Genomic DNA, 25845 nt, shown 5'->3' on the forward strand with positions numbered 1-25845 from the left:
GACCTTTTCATTTATTATTTCAAACAAAGTATGTAAAGTTAAAAAGAGCACCTATAAATAAGTAGGTGCTCTTTTGTGCTGAGAACAGTAATTACTGTTTTTAATAAAATTTTTTCCTTTTTATGGTATTATATATAGATACGTATTCAGTACTGTTGAAAGAGGGAGATACTTAATGTTACAATCACTGATTTTTGATATGGATGGAACACTGTTTCAAACAGATAAAATTTTAGAATTATCGCTTGACGATACCTTTAACCATTTACGTGCACTCAATCAATGGGATACTGGCACTCCTATTGATAAGTATCGTGAGATTATGGGTGTACCTTTACCAAAAGTATGGGAAGCTTTATTACCTATTCATTCAGATGAAATGAGAAAGTATACAGATGACTATTTTTTGACAAGCTTAGTGGAGAATATAAGAAAAGGGAAAGGTGCTTTATATCCTAATGTAAAAGAGGTCTTTAGCTATTTAAAAGAAAATAATTGTTCCATTTACATAGCAAGTAACGGTTTAAAAGAATATTTAGAAGCAATTGTAGACCATTACGATTTGAATAATTGGGTGACAGAGACATTTAGTATCCAACAAATCCAAACCCTCGATAAAGGCGATTTAGTTAAAACGATTATAAAGAAATACGATATCAAGCACGCTGCAGTAGTGGGAGACCGCCTATCTGATATAAATGCTGCAAAGGATAATGGTTTAATGGCAGTGGGGTGCAATTTTGATTTTGCTCAAGAAGCTGAACTTGCGCAGGCTGATGTGGTAATAGATGATTTGAAGGAGTTAAAAACTATTGTATCTAACATAAATAGTAGCTTGTCAATCTAATAGAGTGATCCTCCTGTATAACCATTGTAGCTGGCTAAGGTTCCGATTATTAAGAAAATAAATAAGAGTTTGTAAATTAAAATCATTTGTGATACTATACTAATTGTAAACGGTTTCTTATTGTATCAATTAAATAAAATTGGCGTGTTACTGGTAAAGCAGGCAAGACCAAGATAATTTGTTTTTTCTCATTTTTGGATGAGAGAAGTACATTTTATTTTGGTCTTTTTGTGTTCTTATTAATTTAGCACTATTTGCTTGTAATGCGCGTAAAGGGGATAGGGGTATGGATTACAAACAGTTAGGTAGGGATATTCTGGATTTAGCTGGAGGGAAAGAAAATGTAGTGATGTTAACACATTGTGCTACCCGACTTAGATTTGAGTTTAATGATATATCTCAAGTCAATGCAAAAGAAATTGAAAAATTGCCTGGCGTTATTTCAGTTGTAAACAAGGGAGGACAGTTTCAAGTTGTTGTAGGGAATGAAGTGCAACAATCATACCGTGCTATTATCAGTGTTATAGGTAAAAAAACAGAGAGTAGCGGACCAAAAAAAGGACAAAACATCGAAAAGAAAAGCTGGGTTTCGCGCTTTATTAGCGTCATTTCAACGACGTTCACACCCATGATTCCAGCTATTATCGGTGCGGGTATGATTAAAGCTATTTTATCAGTATTAGTGTTAGTAGGATTTCTTACTGAAAAAAGCCAAACATATTTCGTTTTAAATACGATAGCAGATGCTGCGTTTTTCTTTATGCCGGTATTACTTGCATACGGGGCTTCAATTAAATTTGAAACCAGTCCAATACTGGCCATGACAATTGCGGGAGTACTTTTGCACCCGAACTGGAGTACAGTCCTAAAAGCTGGAGACCCACTCCATTTTATGGGTGTTCCTGTACGTTTGACTGATTATGCCGGTTCAGTGCTTCCAATCATTATTACTGTATGGATTATGTCTTATATTGAACGTATTGCCGAACGCGTATCACCTTCAATGATTAAATTTTTTACAAAACCGATGCTTGTTCTATTAATTACCGCACCGCTTGCTTTAGTAGTCATCGGTCCATTTGGCACATATCTAAATGATTTAGTAGCTGTTGGAGCAGAATCAATCAATGAACGTGCAAGCTGGCTTATTCCGTTATTAATGGGAGGGCTTCAGCCGTTTTTAATTGTAACAGGAACCGCATGGGCAATGACGCCGATTGCTACTTCACAATTAACAAGACATGGTGCAGAAATGATCAATGGTCCTGGAATGCTTGCTTCCAATATCGCCCAAGGCGCTGCGACATTGGCTGTAGCATTAAAAACAAAAAATAAACAGCTTAAACAACTCGCTGGTTCGGCTGGTTTTACTGCATTGGTTGGAATTACAGAGCCATCTCTCTATGGGGTCACTCTTAAATTGAAAAGGCCGCTTATTGCAGCGATGATCGGAGGGGGATGTGCAGGAATTTATGCCGGACTTTCAGGTCTTGTCCGTTATGCATTCGTATCCCCTGGTCTAGCTGCCCTACCAGCATTTATCGGCGAAAATCCGATGAATATTGTTCATGCGCTCATTACAATTGCCATTGCCTTTGTCGTTACATTTATCTTAACGTGGATTATCGGTTTTGATGATCCAATTGATGAATCTGAAAAAGTAGCGCCAGAACCTCGAGAAGAAATAAAGCCTGTCACAGTTAAGAACCAGATAGAAGTTGGATCTCTTCAGGTTATGAGTCCTATCGAAGGAGAGTTAGTGCCACTGAGTGATGTTAATGATGATGTGTTTTCTAGCGGATTGCTTGGAAAAGGCATTGCAATTGTTCCTGCTAGAGGAGAAGTATTTGCTCCCTTTTCTGGTGAAATTATAACATTGCTAGAATCAAAGCATGCAATTGGTTTAAAAAGCGACAACGGGGTTGAACTGTTAATTCATGTAGGTATTGATACCGTTACTTTAAAAGGACAACATTTTGAATCATATGTCAGCCAAGGAGATAGAGTAGAGGCTGGTGATAAAATGCTTGAATTTGATATGGAAGCCATTAAAGCAAAAGGTTTCGAATTAGTTACTCCTGTTATTGTCACCAATGATAAACAATTTTCTGAAGTTACATTCGTTGAGCCGGCCAGTACACACAGAGGTGACCTAATTCTATCTTTAAAATAAGGTTTATTAAGTATATAGGAGGTAACAAATAATGAAGTATAATCATATCAAACCATTTCCGGAAGAATTTTTATGGGGAGGATCAACATCTGCTTATCAAGTGGAGGGGGCATGGAATGTAGATGGAAAAGGTCCCTCTGTCATCGATATGATGAACCATCCGGAGGGAACAGCTGGCTTTACTGTAGCGAGTGATCACTACAATAGATATAAAGAAGACATACAATTGTTTGCGGAACTTGGATTAAAAGCTTATCGATTTTCTATTGCTTGGACGCGGATTTTCCCAGAGGGAACAGGAGAAATAAATAAGACAGGTTTGGAATTTTATAATAATATCATCGAGGAATTAAATAACTATGGAATTGAACCTATTGTTACAATGTACCATTTCGACTTACCCTATACTCTTGAAGAGAATGGAGGATGGAACAATAGAGCAACTGTAGATGCTTTTGTTGAATATGGACGTACGTTATTCGAATACTTTGGTAAAAAGGTAAGATACTGGCTAACAATCAATGAACAAAATACAATGATTCTGCATCCAGGAGCAATTGGGGTACCAAAAGGCGGAAAGTTGCCAACTAAAAAAGAACTCTACCAGCAAAACCACCATATGCTTATAGCTCAAGGAAGAGTCATGCAGCTTTGTCACGAGATGTGTCCAAATGGGAAAATTGGGCCAGCAATTAATTTGACGACGATGTATCAAGCGACGTGTAAACCAGAAGATGCTATCGCAGCCCATAATTGGGAGACTATTCGCGGCTGGAGCTTCCTCGATCTTGCTGTGCATGGACGCTACAATGCTCTTTTTTGGAACTATCTTGTCGAGCGACAAATAGAGCCTATAATAGAAGAAGGAGATTTAGCTGCTATCAAATCTGGAGCTCCAGATTTTATTGCGATTAATTACTACTCGACGGCAACTATTGCCGAGAGCAAAGGTGATGCAAGTGATGTCAGTCCAAGAGCTGGTGACCAGCAAATTATGCTTGGCGAAGAAGGTGTATACCGTGCTGCGGAAAACTCACACGTTGGAAAAACAAGATACGGATGGGTTATTGATCCCGTAGGTCTGCGTTTAACATTAAGAAAAGCTTTCGAACGCTATAATTTACCCATACTGATAACTGAGAACGGTATAGGTGCTCCAGATGAATTGACTGACGAGGCAACAGTAGAAGACGACTATCGTATTGACTATATAAGGGATCATTTAAAGCAAGTACAATTGGCACTTACTGACGGTGTTCAAGTAATTGGCTATTGTCCATGGGCCGTTATTGACGTGGTTAGTACGCATCAAGGCTATGGAAAAAGATATGGATTTATTTATGTAAACCGTGGTGAAGATGATTTATTAGATCTCCGGAGAATAAAAAAGAAGAGTTTCCATTGGTATAAGCAAGTCATTGAAACGAATGGAAGAATGAGTTGATTAAAGAGAATTTTATAAAGGCAAAGTGGTGAAGACATGAGAGTCATTAAAATACTTAACAATAGCTTGATTTTATCAGAAGATGAAAACCAGCATGAGATCATAGTAATGGGCAAAGGAATTGGATTTAAAAGCAAAACTAGTGAATTAATCGACCCTGCCAGCGTGGAAAAAGTATTTGTTCCCATTAATAGTGTTGATACAAAAGAGTATATTCGTATTCTTGAAAACATGCCAAAGCAGCATTTAAATGCAATCAACCAAGCACTATCGAGTGTTAAGCATGAGTTAGATGGCTACTTAAACGATCGGACGTTTATCATGTTGATGGATCATATTGCCTTTGCTATTGAACGTTTTCAAAAAGGCATTACATTACAAAACAAATTTTTATGGGAAGTACAAAAATTTTATCCAAAAGAATACGAAATAGGACTTCATATTCTCAAGGAATTGAACGGGTTTCTTGGTCTCGAAATGCCTGACGAAGAAGCCGGAAATATTGCCTTTCATTTAGTAAATGCCCAGTCTGATAAACAGAATATGGAAAGTACAATGATCTCTATTAAATTATTGAAAGATATTTTAAACCTTGTTCAGTATCAGTTGAAGATTAGAATTGACAGCAATTCCATACGCTATACAAGATTTGTGACACATCTTCAATATTTTATTCAACGATTGCTTGATGATAAACAACTTAAAACAAAGGATTCATTCATCTATACGCAAACGAAAAATGCATATAATGAGGAATATACCTGTGCAGAATCTATCCGTAGCTATGTAAGGAATGTGATAGATCTTGATATCACAGATGAAGAGGTTCTCTATTTAATGATTCATCTTATTCGAATGGCCAATTCAGAAGAATAAAGCGTTATGATAAAAATTAAGTACTAATAATTTTTGATATGGTAACTAAAAATTAGATGAGATATAACGCTAGAACCCTCTATGCTTTCAAAGTATAGAGGGTTCTTTTTTGTTTTAGAGAGTGAAGAATTAACAATTCCCCTGTAATTTAAAATGTTTACATAATCTTTTCTTGTCATTAATAAATGGTTTACAATACTGAGCTATGCTTAGGTTAAGATTTCCAAAATAGTTTTATATTAAAAATAATTCTATGAGAAAGGAGATTTTTGATTATGACTTCGCATATGATTCGTAAATCTGATAGCGCTCAGTTATATATTAGAGGATATAAGATAAAATTGACACTCAGCCAGTGGAAGCTTGTAAGCACTCCGAGATAATGGTTAATGCAAATATAAAAAAAGTAAAACTCCCATCTTAATTTAGATGGGGGTTTTTGCATTTCTTTTATTAACTTTTTAATTGGTTAACTATTTAGACTTTATAATAAAAAAGACTAATAAAAGTTAAAAAATGTAATAAAAAAGAGGAATATTATTTAAGTGAAATTAAAATAAAGCACAACTAAATATGCATTTTTTAAATGTTTTACCACTTTTTATTGACCATAAAAATTTAAAAGAATTAAAATAAACATAAAGTAAGTAGTTACTTACATTTTAAAACTAGTTTGTAGGAGGATGAATATTTTTAATGTATAGTTTAAGTTTTCAAAAGGTGGACGAGGCGAACGAAAAAGTTGGAGCAAAAGCTTTAAACCTTATAAAAATGAAAAAAGAAAATTTACCGATTCCAGATGGCTTTGTTATTCAAACAGAAGCTTTAAAGCGATATATCGAATGGAATGGGATTGATCGTCACACGGATAATATACAGGAGAGAATTTTGCACGGGGAAATTCCTATTGAAATTGAATCAGATCTCATAGAGGCATTTGGAAATCTAAAAAACTCTTATATGTCAGTAGCCGTTCGGTCATCATCCAGTGCTGAAGATTTAGAAGGTGCATCTTTTGCTGGCCAGTATGAAACCTATCTTAATGTGAAAAGCACTGAGGATTTTTTGAGTAAAGTGAAAGCGTGCTGGGCCTCATTTTTCACTGAAAGAGTCGAACAATATACTCAAAATATGTATGCTAATTTTGATGGAATTTCAATGGCAGTTGTTGTTCAAGGGTTAATTGAGGCCGAAACATCGGGAGTCATATTCAGCCAAAACCCCGTTACTCATAATACAAAAGAAATGATGATTAATGCCAGCTATGGACTAGGAGAAGCAATCGTATCAGGCTTAGTAACACCTGATGTTTACCTGATTAATAAACAAACCTTTGAGATAGAGAAAGAAAAAGGGCTAAAGGAAGTAAAAATAATTCCACTTGATGAAGGCGTTGAAGAAATCGAAACAACGGAAGATGAGCAGCAAAGGTTTTGTTTAACAGACGAGAAAATCATTGAATTGGCCGAAATAACAAAAGAAGTAGAAGCTCTTTACCAACATCCCGTAGACATAGAGTTTGGTATTCAAGACAATCAAGTATATCTATTACAGGCAAGAGCGATTACCACATTAACAGAGTCAAAAGAATTAACTCCTTTCCAACAAGATATATCTTTAAGTTTGGAGGATATGAAAGAGTTTTGGATTTTAAATGACACAAGTTTTTCCCATGCTGTTAGTCCTTTGTATGCTTCATTTATTATTCCGGCATTTTCTGAAGGAACAGCTGCTAGTTTTAAAAAGTTAAAGTTTATGTTTAATAGACTTAATTTAAAACTTTATAAAGGACATATCTATACAAAAACGGAGCCTTTTAAAGGAGATTCTAATAAAAGATTCCAAGCAAATAAAGAATTGATGGAAAGTATTTATCCAATCCTAACAAAACGAATGAATCAAATGATTAAAGAACAATTCCTGCCTTACTATAACAAGTTAGATAGCTTTACCGGAGAAAATCTCAATCTTCCGAGAGGAAAGGAGATTCTTCAAAGTTTGACTAATTTTTATAAAACGGCATATGACTTGCATTTTGACATTGTTATGCCTCAAATGTCTTTAAATACTAAAGTTGAAGAATACTATAAAAACCTTACAAATAAAAAATCCGGACATGATGTTTATGAGCTATTGACCGGGAAAATGAACAAATCGTTGGAAACGGATCAACAGCTTTCTAGACTTGCTTTAACAGTTAAAGGCAATGCGGAACTTACTAAGATCTTTGAAGAAGAATGTACAGAAACTTTATTAAAGAAATTAGAGGAAAATAAAGCAGCAAAAAGCTTTATGGCTGAAGTAGATGCTTTTCTAAAACAGTATGGATATCGAAGCGTTGTAAGTCACGATTTTGTAGGAGAAACTTGGCTAGAGAATCCTCTTCACGCATTATCGATTATTCAAGGATATGTTAATGACGGTTACAACTTTGATGAGAATTTCAAACAGACGGTCAAGAAACGTGAACAGAACTATAATGAATTTCTGGAACAGATAGCGGATAGCAAACACAAAGAAGAGTTTAAAAAATATTATCAGTGGGCATTAGATGCATCCGTTATAAGAGATGACCATCATTTTTATATCGATGCAATGTTGGATGCAAAAGCCCGTTTATTCCTACTCAAGCTAGGTAATTTACTAGTACATTATCATGTTTTTCTAGTGAAAGAAGATATTTTCTTCTTATATCTTGATGAGCTAGAGTCTCTTTTAGAAAATCCAGTAGACATGACAGAATTAATTGAGAAACGTAAAAAAGAACACGCAGAACACGAGAAAATGTCTAATTTGCCTAGATACTTCGGCGTCCCTGAACCAGCTCAGCTGAAGGAAGCTGAGAAATATATGGGAGCTATTGAGGAAAATGACGCTAACAGCGAGCATTCTATTAAAGGGTTAGCCTCTTCCTCTGGAACATATACTGGAAAAGTAAAAGTCATTTCAAATACGAAGGAATTTTCCAAGCTGGAAAAAGGTGATGTTTTAGTATGTAAGACCACTACTCCACTTTGGACTACTTTATTTCAGACTGCAGGGGCTGTTATTACTGACGCTGGAGGTATTCTTTCTCATTCGGCAATAATTGCACGTGAATATGAAATTCCTGCAGTGGTTGGTACGAAAATAAGTACGGATAAGCTAAAGGATGGCGATATGGTTATGGTCGATGGTACGAATGGAATTGTCACGCTTTTAAATGAATAAATAATCCTCTTCGCTTCCATTTGACAACAGCTCTTTTTCCTTTATATACTGCCTAATGGAAAGTAAATACTTACATTCAGGAAGCATAAAGGATGATTAACATGAAAAAAGATGAAACAAAAAAGAAGATAACAAAAGCTACAATAGAACTGCTTAAAGAAAAAGGCTATAAAGGTACTACCACTAGAGAAATTGCAGAACAATCTGGCGTTAATGAATTAACTGTTTTTCGCCACTTTGGCAATAAAGAAGGCATTATTCAAGCTATTGTCAAAACAACAAGCTTTTCGCTTGAGATTTTTGATAAATCAATTGAATGGGAGCTTGAAAAAGATTTGACGAATTTCGGTTACCTGTTACTAAAAGACTTTGATAATAACCGAGACATGATTTCAATTGCTTTAAAAGACCCTTTAATTTTCTCCCAGGCGCACGAAGAAATTATAAAAAAAATTAATGATACGAAAAAAATACTAAAAGAATACTTTGAAGAAATGCAAAGAAAAGGATATATCAAAGAATTAGATTGCTGTACACAAGCAGAGATTTTCCTAAGTACGTATTGGGGATATTTTATGTATAAACTGAATTTTGGAGACAAAGCCTTACATGCAGATTATCAAGATATGATAAAAAACAGCATAAACACGTTTATAAAAGGAATTTCTCTCCACTAAAAGGAGGCAATAATGTTTGGGTAAACATAAAGAGCTTATCTTGATTATTTCATTACTAATTGGAACATTTCTTGTACCAATTAATTCGACAATGATTGCCGTTGCTCTATCAACCATATCAGCTCATTTTAATGAACCACTTGCAAGTATTTCTTGGGTAGTAACTATTTATTTAATTGTAATGGCTGTTACTCAGCCTATCGCTGGAAAGCTAGGAGATCTATATGGAAACAGAAATATCTATTTATGGGGCGTAGTGTTCTTTCTGATAGCATCTTTAGGCTGTATATTTTCAACTAATCTCATTTCCCTTATTATCTTTCGATCACTGCAGGCAGTAGGGGGAGCTTTACTTACTCCAAACACTATAGCAATCATTAGATATGTGGTGCCAAAAGAACGGCTCCCTAAAGTTTTAGGTATATTTGGAATGGGGATGGGTTTGGGTGCTGCAATTGGACCATTATTAGGGTCTGTACTGCTTGAAAACTTCAACTTGGAAGCTATATTCTGGGTCAACGTTCCTTTTCTTTTCTTAGCTTTAATCAGTGGAATAGTTATGATTCCTAAATTTAATGTTAAAAAGCAAACAAGCACTTTAGACATTCAAGGTTCCATCTATTTAGCAATCAGTATTTCTTTATTGATCTTGTTGACACACGGTATGGAATTTACTAAGGCTTTAATAATGGGAATGATATTTATTCTATCTACAATTTTGTTTATCAAAAGAGAAAATACAGCAGAAAACCCGATTATCGATTTTTCTTTATTTAAAAATTCCACCTTTACAAGCGCTAATTTATCTATTATGCTTAGCAATTTTGTTATGTATGTGATTTTGTTAATTATGCCTCTGTTAATGAAGTCTCAATTTCATTTATCTACAGCGCAAACAGGGCTTGTTTTATCAGTTTTTTCGATTTCAATGTCTTTAAGCGGCTGGATAGGAGGATTATTAAACAATAAGTTTAGTTCTAAAAAAGTGATTGGATTTTCCTTTGCTATGATTATCGTCTCTAATATTCTTTTTTTATCTTTAGAGAACGTTGGATCTATTCTTTTTCTTATAGTGGCTTTAATTATTGGAGGTTTTTCTACAGGAATAGGTTTAACAAGCATGCAGGTTGCCTCGCTGGACTCCGTAAGTAAAGAGCAATCTGGTACAGCCTCTGGCATTTACTCAACGTTTCGTTATTTCGGAAGTATTATTTCGTCCACGCTTATTGCTCTCGTTACAAGTTATAACTACATCTTTATTATTTTAGGAGTATCGGGGATAGTAGGTATACTAGTAGCTAAAAACATTAAATCTGGTAGCCAAGACATGATAAGCAGCAATAATTCCAGTGCAAAAGCATAGTTGTTTTTTGATAAAGCTTTTGGTTATATACACAATTTACTAATCAATCAATAAAAAATAAGTACTGCTTCTAAAATAGGAGCAGTACTTATTTTTTTGCTTAAAAATCTTAGAGAAAATAGCAGACGAATTCATCTGTTCCTTCAAAAATGACTTGTTTTAAATAAAAAAATTCTAATAATTCAATCTTGTTATTGACGAACTCGCATTTCAGATGTACACTTAAGTAACAAAGCTACTTAGTATACAAGTTACCTAAATATACTAAATTACATGTTAATGAATATATCATTTAGAAAACAGCAAGTCATAAATTAATGAGGTGACTAAAATGAAAGAAATTAGTATTGAAGAATTAAAAGAAAAAGCCATTCAATTAAGAAAAACAGCTCTTACAATGATTTATGGAGCACAGTCTGGCCATCCAGGAGGTTCACTTTCTGCAGCAGATATTATGGCAGCGCTTTATTTTAAAGAAATGAATGTTGATCCGCACAACCCTAACTGGGAAGGTCGCGATAGATTTGTACTTTCTAAAGGTCACGTTTGTCCCATTCAATATTCCGCTTTAGCTTTACGAGGATTCGTTCCCTATGAAACGATATACACGTTAAGAGAATACGGTTCTCCGTTTCAAGGGCATCCAGATATGAAAAAATGTAATGGTATCGATATTTCAACAGGCTCACTAGGACAAGGACTTTCGTGTGGCGTAGGTATGGCAATCGCAGGGAAACGAGATTTTAAAGACTATAGAGTTTTTTCTTTAGTAGGAGACGGAGAATGTCAAGAAGGACAAATTTGGGAAGCTGCTCAAACAGCAGTTAAGTACCAATTAGATAATTTAGTTGTATTTGTAGATAATAACAGACTTCAAATCGATGGATTTTGTGATGAAATTATGCCATTGCAAGATTTGGAGAAAAAATTTGATGCATTTGGTTTTGAAACAAAGCGAATTAATGGACACTCCATGGAAGAGATTGTAGAAACATTGGATGAAGTAAGAGTAGCGAAGAATGGAAGACCAAAATGTATTATCTGTGACACGGTAAAAGGTAAAGGCGTTTCGTTCATGGAGGATGCGGCTGATTGGCACGGGGTTGCTCCTAATGAAGAACAATATCATCAAGCAATGGAAGAAGTAGCAGGAGGTTTAAGATGATGAGCATACTAGAAAAAGATCTTACAGTAAAAAAAGCTACGAGAGAAGCCTTTGGAGATGAAATCGTAAAATTAGGGAAAGAAAATAAGAATATTTATGTCATTGATGTAGATATTGCAAAGTCGTGTAAAACAGTAAACTTTATCAAACAATTACCTGACCAGCATATTAATGTAGGGATTGCAGAGCAAAATGCAGCTGGGTTAGCAGCTGGACTTGCTACGACTGGTAAAATTCCTTTTGTAAGCACTTACGCGGTTTTTGGTTCATTAAGAATGCTTGAACAAATTAGACAAGAAGTTTGCTATCCTAACTTAAATGTAAAGATTGCTTGTTCACACGGCGGTTTAACGCCCGCTAATGATGGCGGAAGTCATCAAGCTATAGAAGATATGGGTGTATTAAGATCGGTTCCAAATATGACCGTCATTATGGGAGCTGACTATTATTCTACTAGAAAGCTAGTAGAACAAGCTGCTAAAGTGTACGGACCTGTATATCTTCGTTTTACTCGCGATACGGTTCCAATGATTTACGATGAAAATGAAGAGTTTACAATTGGAAAAGCGAAGAAAATTAAAGATGGAAGCGACATCGCTATTATTGCCAACGGCGATACAGTACGACTCGCTTTAGAGGCAACGAAAGAATTAGAGAAACAAGGCATATCTGTGAAATTACTAGACATGCATACTATTAAGCCTTTAGATCGAGAAGCAGTGGTTGATTGCTTAAATATCGGAAAAATGATTACGGTTGAAGATCACAATATTCTAAATGGCCTTGGCAGTGCCGTATGTGAAGTAGTTGCGGAAGAGGGAAAAGGTACGGTTCGAAGAATTGGTGTACAGGATCAATTTGGACAATCTGCACCTTATGAAAAACTGTTAGAGTTAAATGGAATTACTGTAGAAAATATTATCAAAACAGCTAAAGAATTGATTTAAGACTAACTAAATTAAATAGAAGAAGCTAACAAGATGGGGGAAATATAATATGTTTGATTTAAAAGAGAGAGTAGCAATCATTACTGGTAGCGGTTCCAAAAAAGGAATTGGACGTACAATCGCCCTGACACTTGCAGAGCAAGGAGCAGCTGTTGTTATAGCAGATATCAATTTTGATGGCGTGCAGGATACCGTAAATGAAATAAAAGAAGCGGGCGGCAAAGCCCTAGGAATAGAGTTAAATGTAACAAGTAAAGATTCTTGCGATGCGATGGTTAGAAAAACACTTGAAGAATTCGGCAGAATTGATATTTTGATTAATAATGCAGGAATTTCTCAAAAAGTTACAGTTCAAGATATGACGCTCGAAGACATTACAAAAGTGTTTAACGTCAATATGTTTGGATTGTTTCTATGTACGCAAGCAGTATTAGAAACAATGAAAGATCAAAAGTATGGTCGGATTATAAGCTTGTCTTCTGTTTCGGCTAAAAGAGGTGGAGGAGTTTTTGGAGGACCGCATTACTCGGCATCTAAGGCAGCAGTACTAGGTTTTTCAAAGAACTTAGCGCGTGAGGTAGCCTTAGATGGCATTACAGTTAACTGTGTAGCTCCTGGACTCGTTAATACAGAAATTTGGAAGTCCCTTCCTGAAGAAGATGCAAAGTCTGTGATTGATAGTATTCCTATGGGTAGACCAGGTGAAGTGAAAGAAATCGCAGCTACAATTGCCTTTTTAGCTTCAAAAGAAGCTTCTTATATTACAGGAGAAGAAATTGATATAAACGGTGGCTCACATATGGATTAATATTCAGGTTCGTTATACAGGCATGCCATTATGGTATGCCTGTATAGCTGTTTATTAATAAAATCATTAGTAAAATGGGAACCTGACTACATAAATAAGGATTTTTTTGCTAGAAGATGCTAGGCTTGTTGCCCCTAAAAATAGAACAGTATATAATAATTATGTCTACTTAATTATGAATAAAATGAGCTAATAATTATAGAGAGAAGTGATTTCCATTAGTTTTAATCCAGTTTCCAATAATAAATTATATATTCAAATTTATAATCAAATTCTTTCTGAAATTCAATCTGGAGCGTTTCAAGTAGGAGATAAACTCCCTGCTGAAAGGGAGTTGTGTGAACAATTTGGTGTAAGTCGAGTGCCTGTTAGACAAGCCCTTAGCGCCCTAGAATTGAACGGTTTTATTTATTCTCGTCAAGGAGAAGGTGTATATGTTAAAGAGTTTCAAACAGAAGCTGAAAATTCTCAATCAACACTTTTAACGGAATCTACCTCCCCTCAAGACATTGTGGAAGCAAGAATGAACATAGAGCCTCTTATTGTACGCTTTGCAGCTTTGAGAGCTACAGAAGAAGATATTAAGGACCTGCGTGCAACAATTGATAAGATGGAGGAAGAAACGAACGCAGGCGTGTATGTACCAGAAACAGATGAAGCCCTACATAATGGTATAGCGAAGGCTTCTCATAATGATTTATTTATTAGTATTATGGCAGCTATTAGCAATGCGATGAAACAGCAGGAAATGTGGAAGTTTATAAGAGATCGAACCGTCACGAGACCTGACTACCGAGAAGTTAATTTTAATGAGCATAAATTACTTATTAATGCAATTGTACAGCATAATGAAGAAGAAGCTGTGAGAATTATGAATTTTCACATGCAAAATTTATATGATCGTTATTGGAAAGCTTAATTCCAACTAATTTTTCATTAGAATAATACCAAATATAGAGGTAAAAGGCAGCTAAAGTGTAGCTGTCTTTTTGCTGTTGAAAAGACAGCATAAAATGAGCAAGATTCAGTGTTTTCTTTCCAAACAAACTGTATATTTCTTTCTATTTTTAATAAAATTCAGAAAATATTTAATCTAATAATTATATTGACAATTGATAGGTATGTAAGTACACTGTTTATATAAGGTAACTTAGTATACAAGTAGCTAAATCTATAAAACGGAGGTAATGTAAATCTTACAATTCATTGTTCTTTACAGCTTGATATTTTTTGAAGAGATTAGCAGAGGGGTTCAAAAATGTAAGCGTTTTTTATCGTTACCGTGCGTTACAAATGTTTTGGATTATTAGGATAGAAATTAGAAAGTAGATTTATGGTGTTTTCATATCGCTAGTAAGGTTTTGTTGTATGAGATTTTCTAGTAGTTTTTACTTTTTTAAATGATAAATAATACAGGGGGATACTTCGCTTTTTCGTTTTTTATATTTTCATATGAAAGGGATTACAGAAGTAGGTACTAGATTTACTTAGACTTAGAAATAGATCAATCATCTTTCTATATAAACTTTTAATTCTTTCTGTCAATTAGCCTAGAGTAAATACTCGGGTCAAAGACCGAAGAACATGAAGAGGAGAAAGATGATAACCCAGGGGAGGAATTATTTTGGATCCAATTAACTTAGAACGTTCAACTACTAAAAAAGTAACGTTAAGACTCATTCCATTTCTATTTTTATGTTTTACCATATCTATACTTGATCGAGTAAATATTGGGTTTGCTGCATTACAAATGAATGAAGATTTAGGTTTTTCTAATGCTGTTTTTGGATTAGGGGCAGGGATTTTCTTCATTGGCTATTTCCTTTTAGAAGTACCAGGCAGTGCTATGATGACGAAGGTCGGAGCTAGAAGATGGATTAGTAGAATCATGATTACATGGGCAGTAATTGCTATTTTAATGGCTTTTATCCAAACACCATGGCAGTTTTATACAGCAAGATTCCTTTTAGGAGTTGCTGAAGCTAGCTTTTATCCTTGTATGGTCTTTTATCTAAGTGGTTTTTATCAAACAAAACATCATGCAAAAGCAATTGCTGGATTTATGATTGCGATCCCTGGTGCTAATGCAATAGGATCTCCTCTTTCTACTTACTTATTAGGTATTGACTGGTTAAACATGGCTGGATGGCAATGGCTTTTCATTTTGGAAGCGATTCCAGCTTTGATCTTAGGTGTGATATGTTTCTTCTATCTTGACGATAAGCTTGAGGATGTAAAATGGCTGACTAACGAGGAGAAGAAATGGTTAATCGACGTTACAACAAAAGAGAAGTTAGAAAAACAGGAAGCCAAACACTATACATTTGCTCAGGCCTTAAAAGACCGTGACGTATTAACCTTATCTTTAGGATACTTTTTCTGGATGGTTGGCTACTATGGCATCGTCATGTTTTTACCGACAATCTCAGAAGGCTTATCTAAAACTACTTCTCTTAGTACGCATGCTATGGGATGGATTTTAGGATTAATGTATGTTTGTGCAATGGTAACCATGATTTTGGTTAGTAACCACTCTGATCAGAAAAATGAAAGACGCTTTCACGTAGTTGCTTGTTTAGTAACAAGTGGAGTGGCATTAATTATTAGTAGCTACGTTGCAAATACGAACATTGTTTTATCATTTGTATTCTTAACGATCAGCCTTTGCGGAGCGTTCGGGGCATATTCTCCGTTTTGGGCAATTCCACCGTCTTTCTTAACGGAAGCTGCTGCTGCAGGTGCCATTGCCCTTATTAATAGTATTGGTAATCTAGGTGGTTTTTTCGGACCGTACATCGTGGGATATATTAAAGATATGACCGGATCTTTTAATGCTAGTATGACATTTCTAGGTATTAGCATGTTCGTAGCATCCTTTATCGTAGCTTTTTTATTAAAACAATCAGGAAGAGCTATTAAAAAAAATACAGTTGATCGATTAGAAAAAACTAGTTGATTCTTGTTTGAAAGAAATTTGTACTACTAGGAGGGGCCGACAATTAGTTTCTAGAGACTGTCGGCCAACTTTCTTACATGGATAAGAATAACAGGGGTGTATGACAATGATGAAGCTAGGAGTTTTAACAAGTGGCGGAGACGCTCCAGGAATGAATGCTGCTATTAGAGCAGTAGTAAAAACAGCTAACTATCATAACATAGAGGTAATGGGAATTGAGGGTGGTTACCAAGGTTTACTAGAAGGTAAACTTCATAGATTAACCTCTACGGATGTAGACTACATTGCGGATAAAGGCGGGACATTTTTAAAAACCTCCCGTTGCGCAAAATTTATGAAAGAGTCGGGCAGAATGAAAGCCTTAAGTGTATTAAAGGATTATGGAATTAATCATTTAGTGGTAATCGGCGGTGAAGGCTCTTTTAAAGGAACACAAAAATTACATCAATTAGGTGTAAATGTCATTGGTATACCGGCAACGATTGATAATGATTTATCTTACACAGATTATTCAATTGGATTTGATACTACATTAAATACGATATTAGAATGCCTCGGTAAAATTAAGGATACAGATTTATCTCATGAAAAGACTACCATTGTAGAAGTTATGGGAAGATATTGCGGAGATTTAGCCCTGTACTCTGCTTTAGCAGGCGCAGGAGAAATTATCTCCACACCTGAGAGGAAATTAAGTTTTGAAGAGATATGTTCCAAACTGAACGAGAAAATGAAAAGCGGCAAAAAAGATAACCTAATCCTGATTACTGAAAAAATGTACGATATTCAAGACCTACAAAAATATGTTGAGGATCGATTAGATATTAGCATAAGGACAAGTATATTGGGTTTCATTCAAAGAGGAGGACAACCGTCCGCATTTGATCGTATATTAGCAAGTAAAATGGGGATCACAGCAGTAGAATTATTACTCAAAGGGTATTCTGGTAGAGCTGTAGGAATCAAAGAAAATGACTTAATTAATGTAGATATTGAAAAAGTTCATTCGAAGTTATCTAGTAACGATGATAAATACAGCTTACTGGATACCATTCTAGCTTAAGGATATCTTTTCTAACATACAATGATTTATCAAAATAGAGATAAAACGAATTTGTCTCTAAAGAAATGTATTTGAATACAAACGAATTTTTCTAATAAAAAGGAGGAAATAGAAATGAATAAGCAGGTTAATGTAAAACAGGGAACTATCGTTTGTCAAGTATGTGGGAAAGTTATTGAGAATGTAGACAACTCTGAAGGGGTTAAAACATGGTACGGGAAGTGTTCGGAAGATTGTTCTAGGAAATAATGTATCGGTAAAAAGAGACTCCAAAAATCATTAGAATTTTAATTAAGACTATAGCTGAACAAGGAGAGTAATCTTATGAAAGTCATAATTGCTTCAGATCATGGTGGGATAAACATTCGTAAAGAGATTATAAATCTATTAGATGAAATGTCTATAATATATGAAGATCTAGGCTGTGAATGCAGCAGTTCAGTCGATTATCCGGACTATGCGATTCCAGTTGCCCAAAGAGTAGCAAATGAAGAAGCGGATTTTGGAATTTTAATCTGCGGTACGGGAATTGGCATGAGTATTGCCGCTAACAAAGTAAAAGGAATTCGTTGCGCGCTTGTTCATGACGTTTTTTCAGCTAAAATGACACGTGAACACAACGATACGAACATTTTAGCCATGGGGGAACGAGTAATTGGGCCAGGTTTAGCCCGCGAAATTGTGAAGACTTGGTTAACAACCCCATTTGTTGGGGGCCATCATGAAAATCGCATCTGTAAAATTACAGAATACGAAAATGTATCAAAACCTTCTCTTGAAAGAAAATAAAGATAAAAAGAGCAAGAATCAATTTGATTCTTGCTTTTCCTATTACTTCACTTACTGATATGATGATTATAGATCCTATCAGAATAGCAAAACTAACCATTCCAATTCCTATACCAGTTAGCCTTCCGTAAAAGCAGCTTATTATGATAACACTGAGACTAATTATTTTTGCAATTAAAATAGATGTAATAAAATATGCCTGATTTATTCTTGGGAGTTAAAGAAGTTTGTTTGCTGATGAAGAAATCTGTACGGTTAGTATCTATATATAGGAGGAAGCGAATATGCAGGATAAAACGGTGATAACAAAAGTTATGGCTTACATAACTAGGTTTAATGGTCATCATAAAGAGTTATTAGTTTACAAACACAAAGATTATCCAGAAGCAGGAGTTCAAGTTCCAGCAGGTACTGTAGAACAGGGAGAAACAATTGAAGAAGCTTTATATAGGGAGGTCCAAGAAGAATCTGGATTAATGGAATTTTTATCGGTAACAAAATTAAAAACATATGTTTATCATCATGAAGGTAAAAGCCAGTATCATGAGCGACATGTTTTTCATTTAGAAGTTAAAGAAAAAACTGCAGAACGGTGGGAATATAAGGTTAATTCTAAAGGGGAAGATGCAGGATTAATCTTTTCATACTATTGGGCTCCTATTCAAGCTATTCCCAAACTAGCTGTAAATCAAGATGATTGCATTAATCAGTTATTTTTATAGTTCTAAATTTATTAATAAGAGAAATATGTAGGTATCAAAGAGAATAAAAGTAATTTTATATTACATCAAACCGCCCAGATATACAGTAACGTTTTTATTCATTTTCAATAAATTAGTGATGTTAAAAATGGTGTTGCTAAGTCAAATGATTACCAAAATAAATGCAATGTTTTCTTAAATTACAAAATGAAAATATCTATCTCCTGATATACTTATCTAAAACCCCTACTAAAAGGAGAATAGGAAACATGCTTAATCAATTAAAGCTGTGGGCTAAAAAGTTAAAAAAGCAGCTATTTATCTTATATTTAGCTTATAAAGATGAAAGGGTATCTTGGTATATCAAATTATTTACTGCTTGTGTTGTTGCATATGCCTTCAGTCCAATCGATTTAATTCCTGATTTTATACCGGTTTTAGGCTATATTGACGATATAATCATTGTTCCTTTAGGAATTATGCTTGCTTTGAAGATGCTACCTATAAGTGTTATAGAGGACTGCACAATAAAAGCAGAAGAGCTCATTCAAAATGAACGACCTAAAAATTGGGTTGCGGGTTCAATTATTATCGTAGTATGGCTATTTATTTTTATGTGGAGCTATTTTACTGTTTTTAAATTATTAAAATGAATGAACTCTTATCAAGAAAAAATATATTAGGTTTACTATCGATCGTTATGATACAAAATGGTAAATGATATATATAATTGAAAGGAGTACATTAGAACAAATGCAGCAAATTGATATCCAAGAAAAAAAGATAGACAGAGCTCTCTTTCAATTTGTTTTCCCTTTTTCCTTAAAGCAAGGAACTGAATCTAGTATCTCCCTTTTTTAAAATAAGAGCGGATTTAAGCTATTTCATTTAAATCAACTAGAAGACGAATGTGCATATTACGGCAATTTTAAAGTCTCTCATCGTGATATGGAGGCGTATTATTTGTCTTTCACTAATCTTTCACTAATAAGATACTCTTTCCCCACTCAGAAAAAGAAAAGGTCTTCATAGATACTCAAAACCGTTAAATATAAGAGGTAAGTTAATTACAGATACAGAGTGCACTCCTTTTCAGATACACTCTGTTGATTTAACTACATGTCCTTATGAACTTGGGTTTTTAACCATTCGAACTGAGTTGAAACCCTTTACGTCTATGTCATTATCTCATTCTTTAGAATTCGCGGATCGCTTTCGCGTATTAGAACCACGAACACGAAAAGATAGCAGTACAAAAATTGAATGCGATGGCAAGATATACAAGGGAGCAGGGGAATTTGTATTTAACAACCTCTTTGAGGGGCTCTCCCGCTTTTTTGAAGGTGATTCAAAGGAAAATTCTTATTTTGAAACCTTGCGGCTTAACTGTAGAGGGGGAGCCATATGTTCATGCTAATAACCTTCCTTACATTCAAGATTATTTACAAAAACATGCTTATCAGCGCTGGGCTCCTAGCACTTATTTTCTGATAGAAGAACATATTTTTACTTGTATAACGATTCAAGATGAACGTACAACTCCTGATTTAGCTAATCAGTTTTATGGAGAATTTTACTACGGGCTTGTATTAAATCTTTTTCACAAGATCGTTTTATTAAAATTAGCTAATACCTATACAGAGCTAAATATTGAAAAAGACGTAAAAGAAATGGAAAAATTAATTTATTCCATTAATTCGTTTACCGCCAATTATTTTTCGCTTGAAATAGTATCTCAGTCCCGGAGCCGTGATATTTTCTATCTTCTTAGGGAAAATTTCAATATTGAGTTGTTATATAAGGAGGCTAAACAATCTCTAGAGAGTTTATTTAGATACCAGGAAAACGTTAATGCGAAAAAAGACAGCCTGTTATTGCTGATTTTGACTCTTTATTCCGTAGTAGGTCAAATGCTTGGAATGGGGCTTGTAGTACATGATTTTATCGGAAGAATCAAATGGAGAAATATACTTGTATACAATCCTGTAGAATATTTTGCATTAATCCTAGCAGCTAGCGGTGTCATAATCTCTCTGATACTAGGTATACAAAGTTTGTACCGATGGATAATTGATCAAAGAAATCGAAAAAAATGGGTGAAACAGACTGTATTATCTTCAACAAAGGAATGAGAACAGTCCTTTATTTCATCTTAAAACAGAAACACGTACCTTAGCCCATAATTGATAACCTTAGGTATCAATTATGGGCTAATTTATCTCTATGCATTTTTAAAAAATGTTCAGTTATATCGCTTTACAATTAAAAATAAATGTTGAAATTGAGCTAATAATCCGTTTTTTTACTGTGTTTTTTTACTGTCCATTTCTTATAGATGTAGTGTAAGAGGAAGCCTCTGTACTGATTTATAATATAGTAACTAACAATATAAAGTATACTTCCAAATAAGAAGCTATTAAGAACCATTCCTGTTAAAAAATTCTTTCCTAATTTTGCTCCTAGTTCTAGTCGATTATCCAAATCTTCATCTGCATTCTGAAGCAAAGTTTGATCAAGGTCGATTGGGAATATATATCCTCCAACTAATGTATTCAAGTAAAACATCAACGGAAAGGCCCACATAAAAAACATTCCACCAATAAATCCTGCTATGCTGTTTCCTTTACATAATTTAGCTAAACCTACCGATATTATAAGGCCTAATCCAAAGGTAGGAACAAAGTTCACAACAGAACCTAGACTAAAACCTAGCGCAACTTTATGTGAATGATCTTTTAATCTTAATAGTTTAATAAGTAAGTATTTAAACCGGCGATTCAAAAACACTAATTTGCTCACATTATTCCTCCTATCTCTTCGCGCTGGCATGCTATCTTTCCTTTTGGTGACCACCATTACAGAAAGGTGTTTTATTGTATTCAAGATTTAGCGTCATATAAGTAAAAAGAAAAATGAGGTTCAAGAACAACAGGTTTAACCATTATAAGTATATTTATACTTTATATTACAAAACAAATAATTACCTCCTAATAAATCAAGTGATTTTTGAAAATGTCACAAAAAATTCATAAATAGGCTGTTTCTTTTCTCTTTCTCCCTGCTAAAATTTTATAGTCAAGAATAAGAAAAATATAACATCGGGGGATATACTTAGTGAAAAAGATAATTTCTTCATTAGCTCTATGCTCGTCATTGATTGTGTTACCAACAATAAGCCAAGCAGCTTTAGGAGACAAGCTATTAAAAGAAGGTATGACAGCTCCAGACGTAAAAGAATTACAGGATGTTTTAAGACAGAAGGGGATCTTTTCAGCTACTTCGACTGGCTACTTTGGTTCAATTACAAAAGATTCAGTTCTAAGCTTTCAGCGTTCTCATAGTTTAACCGCTGATGGAATTGTAGGATCTAATACATATCAAGCGTTAATAGGTAATTCAACAAGTACGGTTACAAACGGTACACTTTTAAAATACGGAATGACTAGTAATGAAGTTGAAAAAGTACAGCAATTGTTAAAGGAAAAAGGTTACTTTAATGCTACACCAACAGGATATTTTGGTACAGTTACCCAAACTGCGGTTATGAATTTCCAACGGGATCATGGCTTAGCTGTGGATGGAATAGTAGGTCCGGCTACTTTAAATGTCTTAAATAACGCATCTAGCAGCTCCACTGGTTCTTCAACTGTCAATAGTTCAACGCAAGCGACAGCCAGTGATATAGTTGCTTATTCTAAAAAATTCATAGGCGTACCATATGTTTGGGGAGGAACGTCACCGAGTGGTTTCGATTGCAGTGGTTTCATTTATTATGTATTTAAAAATGGAGGTGGAGTAACTGTACCGCGAACAGTAGCTACCTTGTATCAGTCAGGAAAAAGTACATCTACTCCAAATGTAGGAGATATTGTGTTCTTTGATACTACTGGAGGTCCTTCACATGCTGGAATTTATATTGGAAACGGACAGTTTATTCATGCTGGAAGTTCAACTGGTGTAACTATTGCATCGTTAAGCAATTCTTACTGGGCACCTCGTTATTTAGGAAGTAAGTCTATTTTCTAATAAACTACAAAGTACTAGTTAGCAAGAACGAAAAGACTAAGACCATGGTTAAGAATTAAAATTTTTTTGAAGGTTACCTTTTTATTTTTATGAATATTGAGCTTTATGATACGATATGAAGTGAACTTTTTAAATGAGGGTCTATATGCAAAAAATTAAAGGTAAAAGGATAAAAATTAGTATATTTATGCTGGGATTAGGGATTATTTTTTTTTCTGTTTGCCGGGAAAGAGCTTGTGGTAAACGAAAAGCCTGTAAAATCTGACGTGATTATTGTGTTAAGTGGTGATAATGATCGACTGGAGAAAGGAATTGAATTATATAAAAAAGGCTATGCGTCTCATTTAATCCTTTCGAACGGTCAAGAGAATAATTTTTATCATCAAGCCAAGGACTCAGGGATACCTGAGGATTCAATTATATTAGAAAATCACGCTACAAGTACTACGGAAAACGCTAAATTCACAAAAAGGCTAATGATAAAGTATCATTTTCAATCCGCTATCGTTGTTTCTTCCAACTATCATATGAAAAGGGTAGAAAAAAACTTTAATAAAGAATTTAAGGATACCCAAATACAATTAACCTATTGTTCTAGTGGAAGTCGTTATTATAATCCAAAGAGATGGTGGGAAACTGCTTTAAATAGAAAAGTTACCTACACAGAATACGTCAAGCTTATTGGTAATTATTTTGGTTTTAGTGGAAAGAAATCGAAAGAATTATTAAGAGAATTTATCTAAAAAATTGCAAAAAAAGTCCATAGGGGATGGCTCTATGGACTTTTTACTTTTTAAGATTACCAGTAGTAGTTCAACATAATCCTGAGATGATGGATTATTTACTTAAAATAAAGGAAAGTACGGTGCCTCATATAAAGGTTATTAGATAGAATAACCTTTGCAGCAGACCCGTAGGCATAGGAACAAAAAATACAAGCATAATGAGTATAAGGATGACTAGTAAGAAGACTAAGCAGCCATACGTCCAATACTTGCCGCTTTTTAAAGATGACGCATATATCCAAAGACCAGCTAAAACAGTAATCATGCCAAGTTGAGCGAATATTGAATGCCAAAATAAATTTATATCAACCGGTATAAATCCAGAAACAATATTGCCTAAAGCTAATATAAGAATAAAAGCTGTTGCTAGCTGGCTTTTTCTTGTTTTCTTTAGACTTTGTGAAATGTGCAAAACACCAATTGAAAGTGTTAATCCGTTTATAATAAACAATACGTTCATCCAGAAATAGTAAGGAGAGCAAATTTCATGAGGTGCAATTGAATAGGTGTAGTTTCCACAAGAAGTGACGCCAAGATCACTCATTGCGTGATGTAAAAAACTGTAGGGAGCAGTTGAAGTCAAAATAAAGACAGGTTCAACTAAAAAATACAAGCAAGTAGCAAACCAGCTTAAAATGCCAACCTTTTGTGATATATACAGAATCATCACCTCTTAAAAAGCGTTATATACGAATTGTATATCCAAATAATGTTAAATAGAATGGTCTTGAAGCCTATTTTTAAGTAGGGCTTGAGGTTGATGTGAGGAAGGAGGACAAAGTGTTTAAACTTAGAGATGCTTATAGTAGGTTAAGGATAGAAGGACCTCTTTACTAATTTTTTGTAAGAGTAAAGAGGTCCAAAAGCGTCTTAATTAGAAATAAATAGATGCTGATTATGCACCCATACGTAAAGTTAATGTATTCTAAACGCGGTGACATTCAAGACGTTTTCTCTAGAATTTTATAATCTGATGTTTTTTGAATATCTACATCATATTCATGTGCAAATTTTTCTAATTCCTTAAAAACATTGGGTGGATTAAATAATGCTATTCGCATATTCCACCCGTTTTCTACTTTTACTACTGCTAATTTTGTTTTCCAACTTAACCGTTTAAATACAATTCTTTTAATGTCCATTGGTTTAACTGTTTTTGCATATACTTTAAACCATAATATATATGTTCTATAGGTTAAAGTATCTCTGTCTATCTGAAATTCCTATCTGAGGAAAAGGGAGAGAAACGAACAAAGGATAGCCAAAAGAAGTAAAAAGTCAAGTGCTTTATATTGAACTGCTTGAATGAGTAATAAATTATTTAAAAGTAATAAAGGAAAAATAATAGTTTTTTGAGCAGTAGCTTTAAATAACATAGAATCTCCTTTCTTTAGTAAATAAGCCAACTGGTTTTTTCTATGATATTATTTAAGTGTTAATTTAGATTAGATTTATAATGGGAGGTCTTTTGCATGTATAACACCATTTCAGATTTTATCAAAGAATGGAACGACGAAGCCACGCTAACTCAAAAAGTTTTGGATAGCTTGACAGATGATTCGTTGAAACAACAAGTTTACCCTGAAGGACGTACGTTAGGAAGAATTGCTTGGCATTTTACAACAAATATTCCAGATTACCTAACTGAGTTTGGATTAAGCATAGACAGAATAGAAAGTACAGTAAGCGTTCCATCTTCAGCACAGGAAATTGCCATAACCTTCAAAAATGTAAGTTCTCACGCTGCTAAAATTATCGAACAGCAATGGACAGATGAATCTTTAGAACATACGCAAGAAGCGTTCGGAAGAACCCAATCAAATGCGGCAATCTTAATAGGACTAATCAAGCATATTGTTCATCACCGAGGTCAAATCACAGTTCTTATGCGTCAAGCAGGACTAAAACCCCCTGGAGTTTATGGGCCTCCAAAAGAAGATTGGGTTCATTTAGGTGTGGAAAACCCACCGCTTTAATAATATCAGGTAAATAAAAAAGAGGCTGTCCATAGAAAA

At 34.5% G+C, this 25845-nt stretch carries 22 protein-coding genes and 1 pseudogene; 21 read left to right on the forward strand and 2 right to left on the reverse strand.

The features are described 5' to 3' along the window. Positions 1-175 precede the first annotated feature (175 nt). The 18 genes and pseudogenes from Q5794_RS08525 (at position 176) to Q5794_RS08610 (ending at position 21151) form a co-directional block, all read left to right on the forward strand. Positions 176-847, forward strand: a complete 672-nt coding sequence (locus tag Q5794_RS08525) for an NIF family HAD-type phosphatase (RefSeq protein WP_214985874.1) — start codon at positions 176-178, stop codon at positions 845-847. Between the two features lie 286 nt (positions 848-1133). Next, entirely contained in the window at positions 1134-3020 is a 1887-nt protein-coding gene (locus tag Q5794_RS08530) for a beta-glucoside-specific PTS transporter subunit IIABC (RefSeq protein WP_280160237.1), read from the forward strand. 31 nt (positions 3021-3051) lie between these two features. Next, on the forward strand, positions 3052-4464 hold the full coding sequence (locus Q5794_RS08535) for a glycoside hydrolase family 1 protein (RefSeq protein ID WP_214985877.1): 1413 nt from the start codon (positions 3052-3054) through the stop codon (positions 4462-4464). Between the two features lie 36 nt (positions 4465-4500). Beyond that, positions 4501-5340 carry a PRD domain-containing protein gene (locus Q5794_RS08540; RefSeq protein WP_374988971.1) on the forward strand — a complete coding sequence of 280 codons (840 nt, stop codon included), beginning with the start codon at positions 4501-4503 and terminating at the stop codon, positions 5338-5340. Between the two features lie 696 nt (positions 5341-6036). Continuing rightward, positions 6037-8550, forward strand: a complete 2514-nt coding sequence (locus tag Q5794_RS08545; RefSeq protein ID WP_374988972.1) for a PEP/pyruvate-binding domain-containing protein — start codon at positions 6037-6039, stop codon at positions 8548-8550. 92 nt (positions 8551-8642) lie between these two features. Continuing rightward, positions 8643-9227 (forward strand): TetR/AcrR family transcriptional regulator, encoded by a 585-nt coding sequence (locus tag Q5794_RS08550; RefSeq protein ID WP_214985882.1) that lies wholly within the window; start codon positions 8643-8645, stop codon positions 9225-9227. A 16-nt stretch (positions 9228-9243) separates the two neighbouring features. Next, a complete protein-coding gene (locus Q5794_RS08555; RefSeq protein ID WP_374988973.1) occupies positions 9244-10590 on the forward strand; it encodes an MFS transporter in 1347 nt (448 codons plus the stop codon). A 313-nt stretch (positions 10591-10903) separates the two neighbouring features. Next, positions 10904-11755, forward strand: a complete 852-nt coding sequence (locus tag Q5794_RS08560) for a transketolase (RefSeq protein ID WP_311591318.1) — start codon at positions 10904-10906, stop codon at positions 11753-11755. Beyond that, positions 11755-12702, forward strand: coding sequence for a transketolase family protein (locus tag Q5794_RS08565; RefSeq protein ID WP_214985928.1), 948 nt, complete (start codon positions 11755-11757; stop codon positions 12700-12702). The genes Q5794_RS08560 and Q5794_RS08565 overlap by 1 nt, the downstream gene beginning before the upstream one ends. A gap of 49 nt (positions 12703-12751) precedes the next feature. Further along, the gene (locus tag Q5794_RS08570; RefSeq protein ID WP_098600654.1) at positions 12752-13510 is read left to right on the forward strand and encodes an SDR family NAD(P)-dependent oxidoreductase; all 759 of its coding nucleotides are present in this window, start codon (positions 12752-12754) and stop codon (positions 13508-13510) included. A 208-nt stretch (positions 13511-13718) separates the two neighbouring features. Then, positions 13719-14429, forward strand: a complete 711-nt coding sequence (locus Q5794_RS08575) for a FadR/GntR family transcriptional regulator (RefSeq protein ID WP_214985888.1) — start codon at positions 13719-13721, stop codon at positions 14427-14429. 705 nt (positions 14430-15134) lie between these two features. Then, positions 15135-16466: an MFS transporter gene (locus Q5794_RS08580; RefSeq protein WP_214985890.1), complete on the forward strand. Its 1332-nt coding sequence runs from the start codon at positions 15135-15137 to the stop codon at positions 16464-16466. Between the two features lie 106 nt (positions 16467-16572). Then, positions 16573-17529 carry a 6-phosphofructokinase gene (gene pfkA, locus Q5794_RS08585; protein ID WP_214985892.1) on the forward strand — a complete coding sequence of 319 codons (957 nt, stop codon included), beginning with the start codon at positions 16573-16575 and terminating at the stop codon, positions 17527-17529. Positions 17530-17643: 114 nt separating this feature from the next. Then, positions 17644-17778 (forward strand): GapA-binding peptide SR1P, encoded by a 135-nt coding sequence (locus tag Q5794_RS08590; RefSeq protein WP_107917869.1) that lies wholly within the window; start codon positions 17644-17646, stop codon positions 17776-17778. Positions 17779-17853: 75 nt separating this feature from the next. Continuing rightward, on the forward strand, positions 17854-18318 hold the full coding sequence (gene rpiB, locus Q5794_RS08595) for a ribose 5-phosphate isomerase B (RefSeq protein ID WP_214985894.1): 465 nt from the start codon (positions 17854-17856) through the stop codon (positions 18316-18318). Between the two features lie 284 nt (positions 18319-18602). Then, on the forward strand, positions 18603-19040 hold the full coding sequence (locus tag Q5794_RS08600; protein ID WP_214985896.1) for an NUDIX domain-containing protein: 438 nt from the start codon (positions 18603-18605) through the stop codon (positions 19038-19040). A gap of 248 nt (positions 19041-19288) precedes the next feature. Further along, complete coding sequence (locus tag Q5794_RS08605; protein ID WP_214985898.1) at positions 19289-19672, forward strand: YkvA family protein; 384 nt, start codon at positions 19289-19291, stop codon at positions 19670-19672. Between the two features lie 100 nt (positions 19673-19772). Next, positions 19773-21151 (forward strand): annotated as a pseudogene (locus tag Q5794_RS08610) (hypothetical protein). A 154-nt stretch (positions 21152-21305) separates the two neighbouring features. Here the strand turns inward: Q5794_RS08610 and Q5794_RS08615 are convergent. Further along, positions 21306-21818, reverse strand: a complete 513-nt coding sequence (locus Q5794_RS08615) for a DUF2062 domain-containing protein (RefSeq protein ID WP_214985900.1) — start codon at positions 21816-21818, stop codon at positions 21306-21308. Between the two features lie 315 nt (positions 21819-22133). Here Q5794_RS08615 and Q5794_RS08620 point away from each other — a divergent pair, with 315 nt between their 5' ends. Both Q5794_RS08620 and Q5794_RS08625 read left to right on the forward strand, forming a co-directional pair. Continuing rightward, positions 22134-23045 (forward strand): peptidoglycan-binding protein, encoded by a 912-nt coding sequence (locus Q5794_RS08620; RefSeq protein ID WP_214985902.1) that lies wholly within the window; start codon positions 22134-22136, stop codon positions 23043-23045. 236 nt (positions 23046-23281) lie between these two features. Further along, the gene (locus Q5794_RS08625; protein ID WP_374988974.1) at positions 23282-23788 is read left to right on the forward strand and encodes a YdcF family protein; all 507 of its coding nucleotides are present in this window, start codon (positions 23282-23284) and stop codon (positions 23786-23788) included. Between the two features lie 127 nt (positions 23789-23915). Here Q5794_RS08625 and Q5794_RS08630 read toward each other — a convergent pair whose 3' ends face one another. Next, positions 23916-24497: a DUF998 domain-containing protein gene (locus tag Q5794_RS08630; protein WP_214985906.1), complete on the reverse strand. Its 582-nt coding sequence runs from the start codon at positions 24495-24497 to the stop codon at positions 23916-23918. 805 nt (positions 24498-25302) lie between these two features. Between Q5794_RS08630 and Q5794_RS08635 the strand changes: the two genes are divergently transcribed. Beyond that, positions 25303-25806 (forward strand): DinB family protein, encoded by a 504-nt coding sequence (locus Q5794_RS08635; protein ID WP_214985907.1) that lies wholly within the window; start codon positions 25303-25305, stop codon positions 25804-25806. The last annotated feature ends 39 nt before the right edge of the window (positions 25807-25845 follow it).

This window comes from Priestia megaterium, assembly GCF_041941685.1.
Lineage (GTDB): Bacteria > Bacillota > Bacilli > Bacillales > Bacillaceae_H > Priestia > Priestia megaterium_C.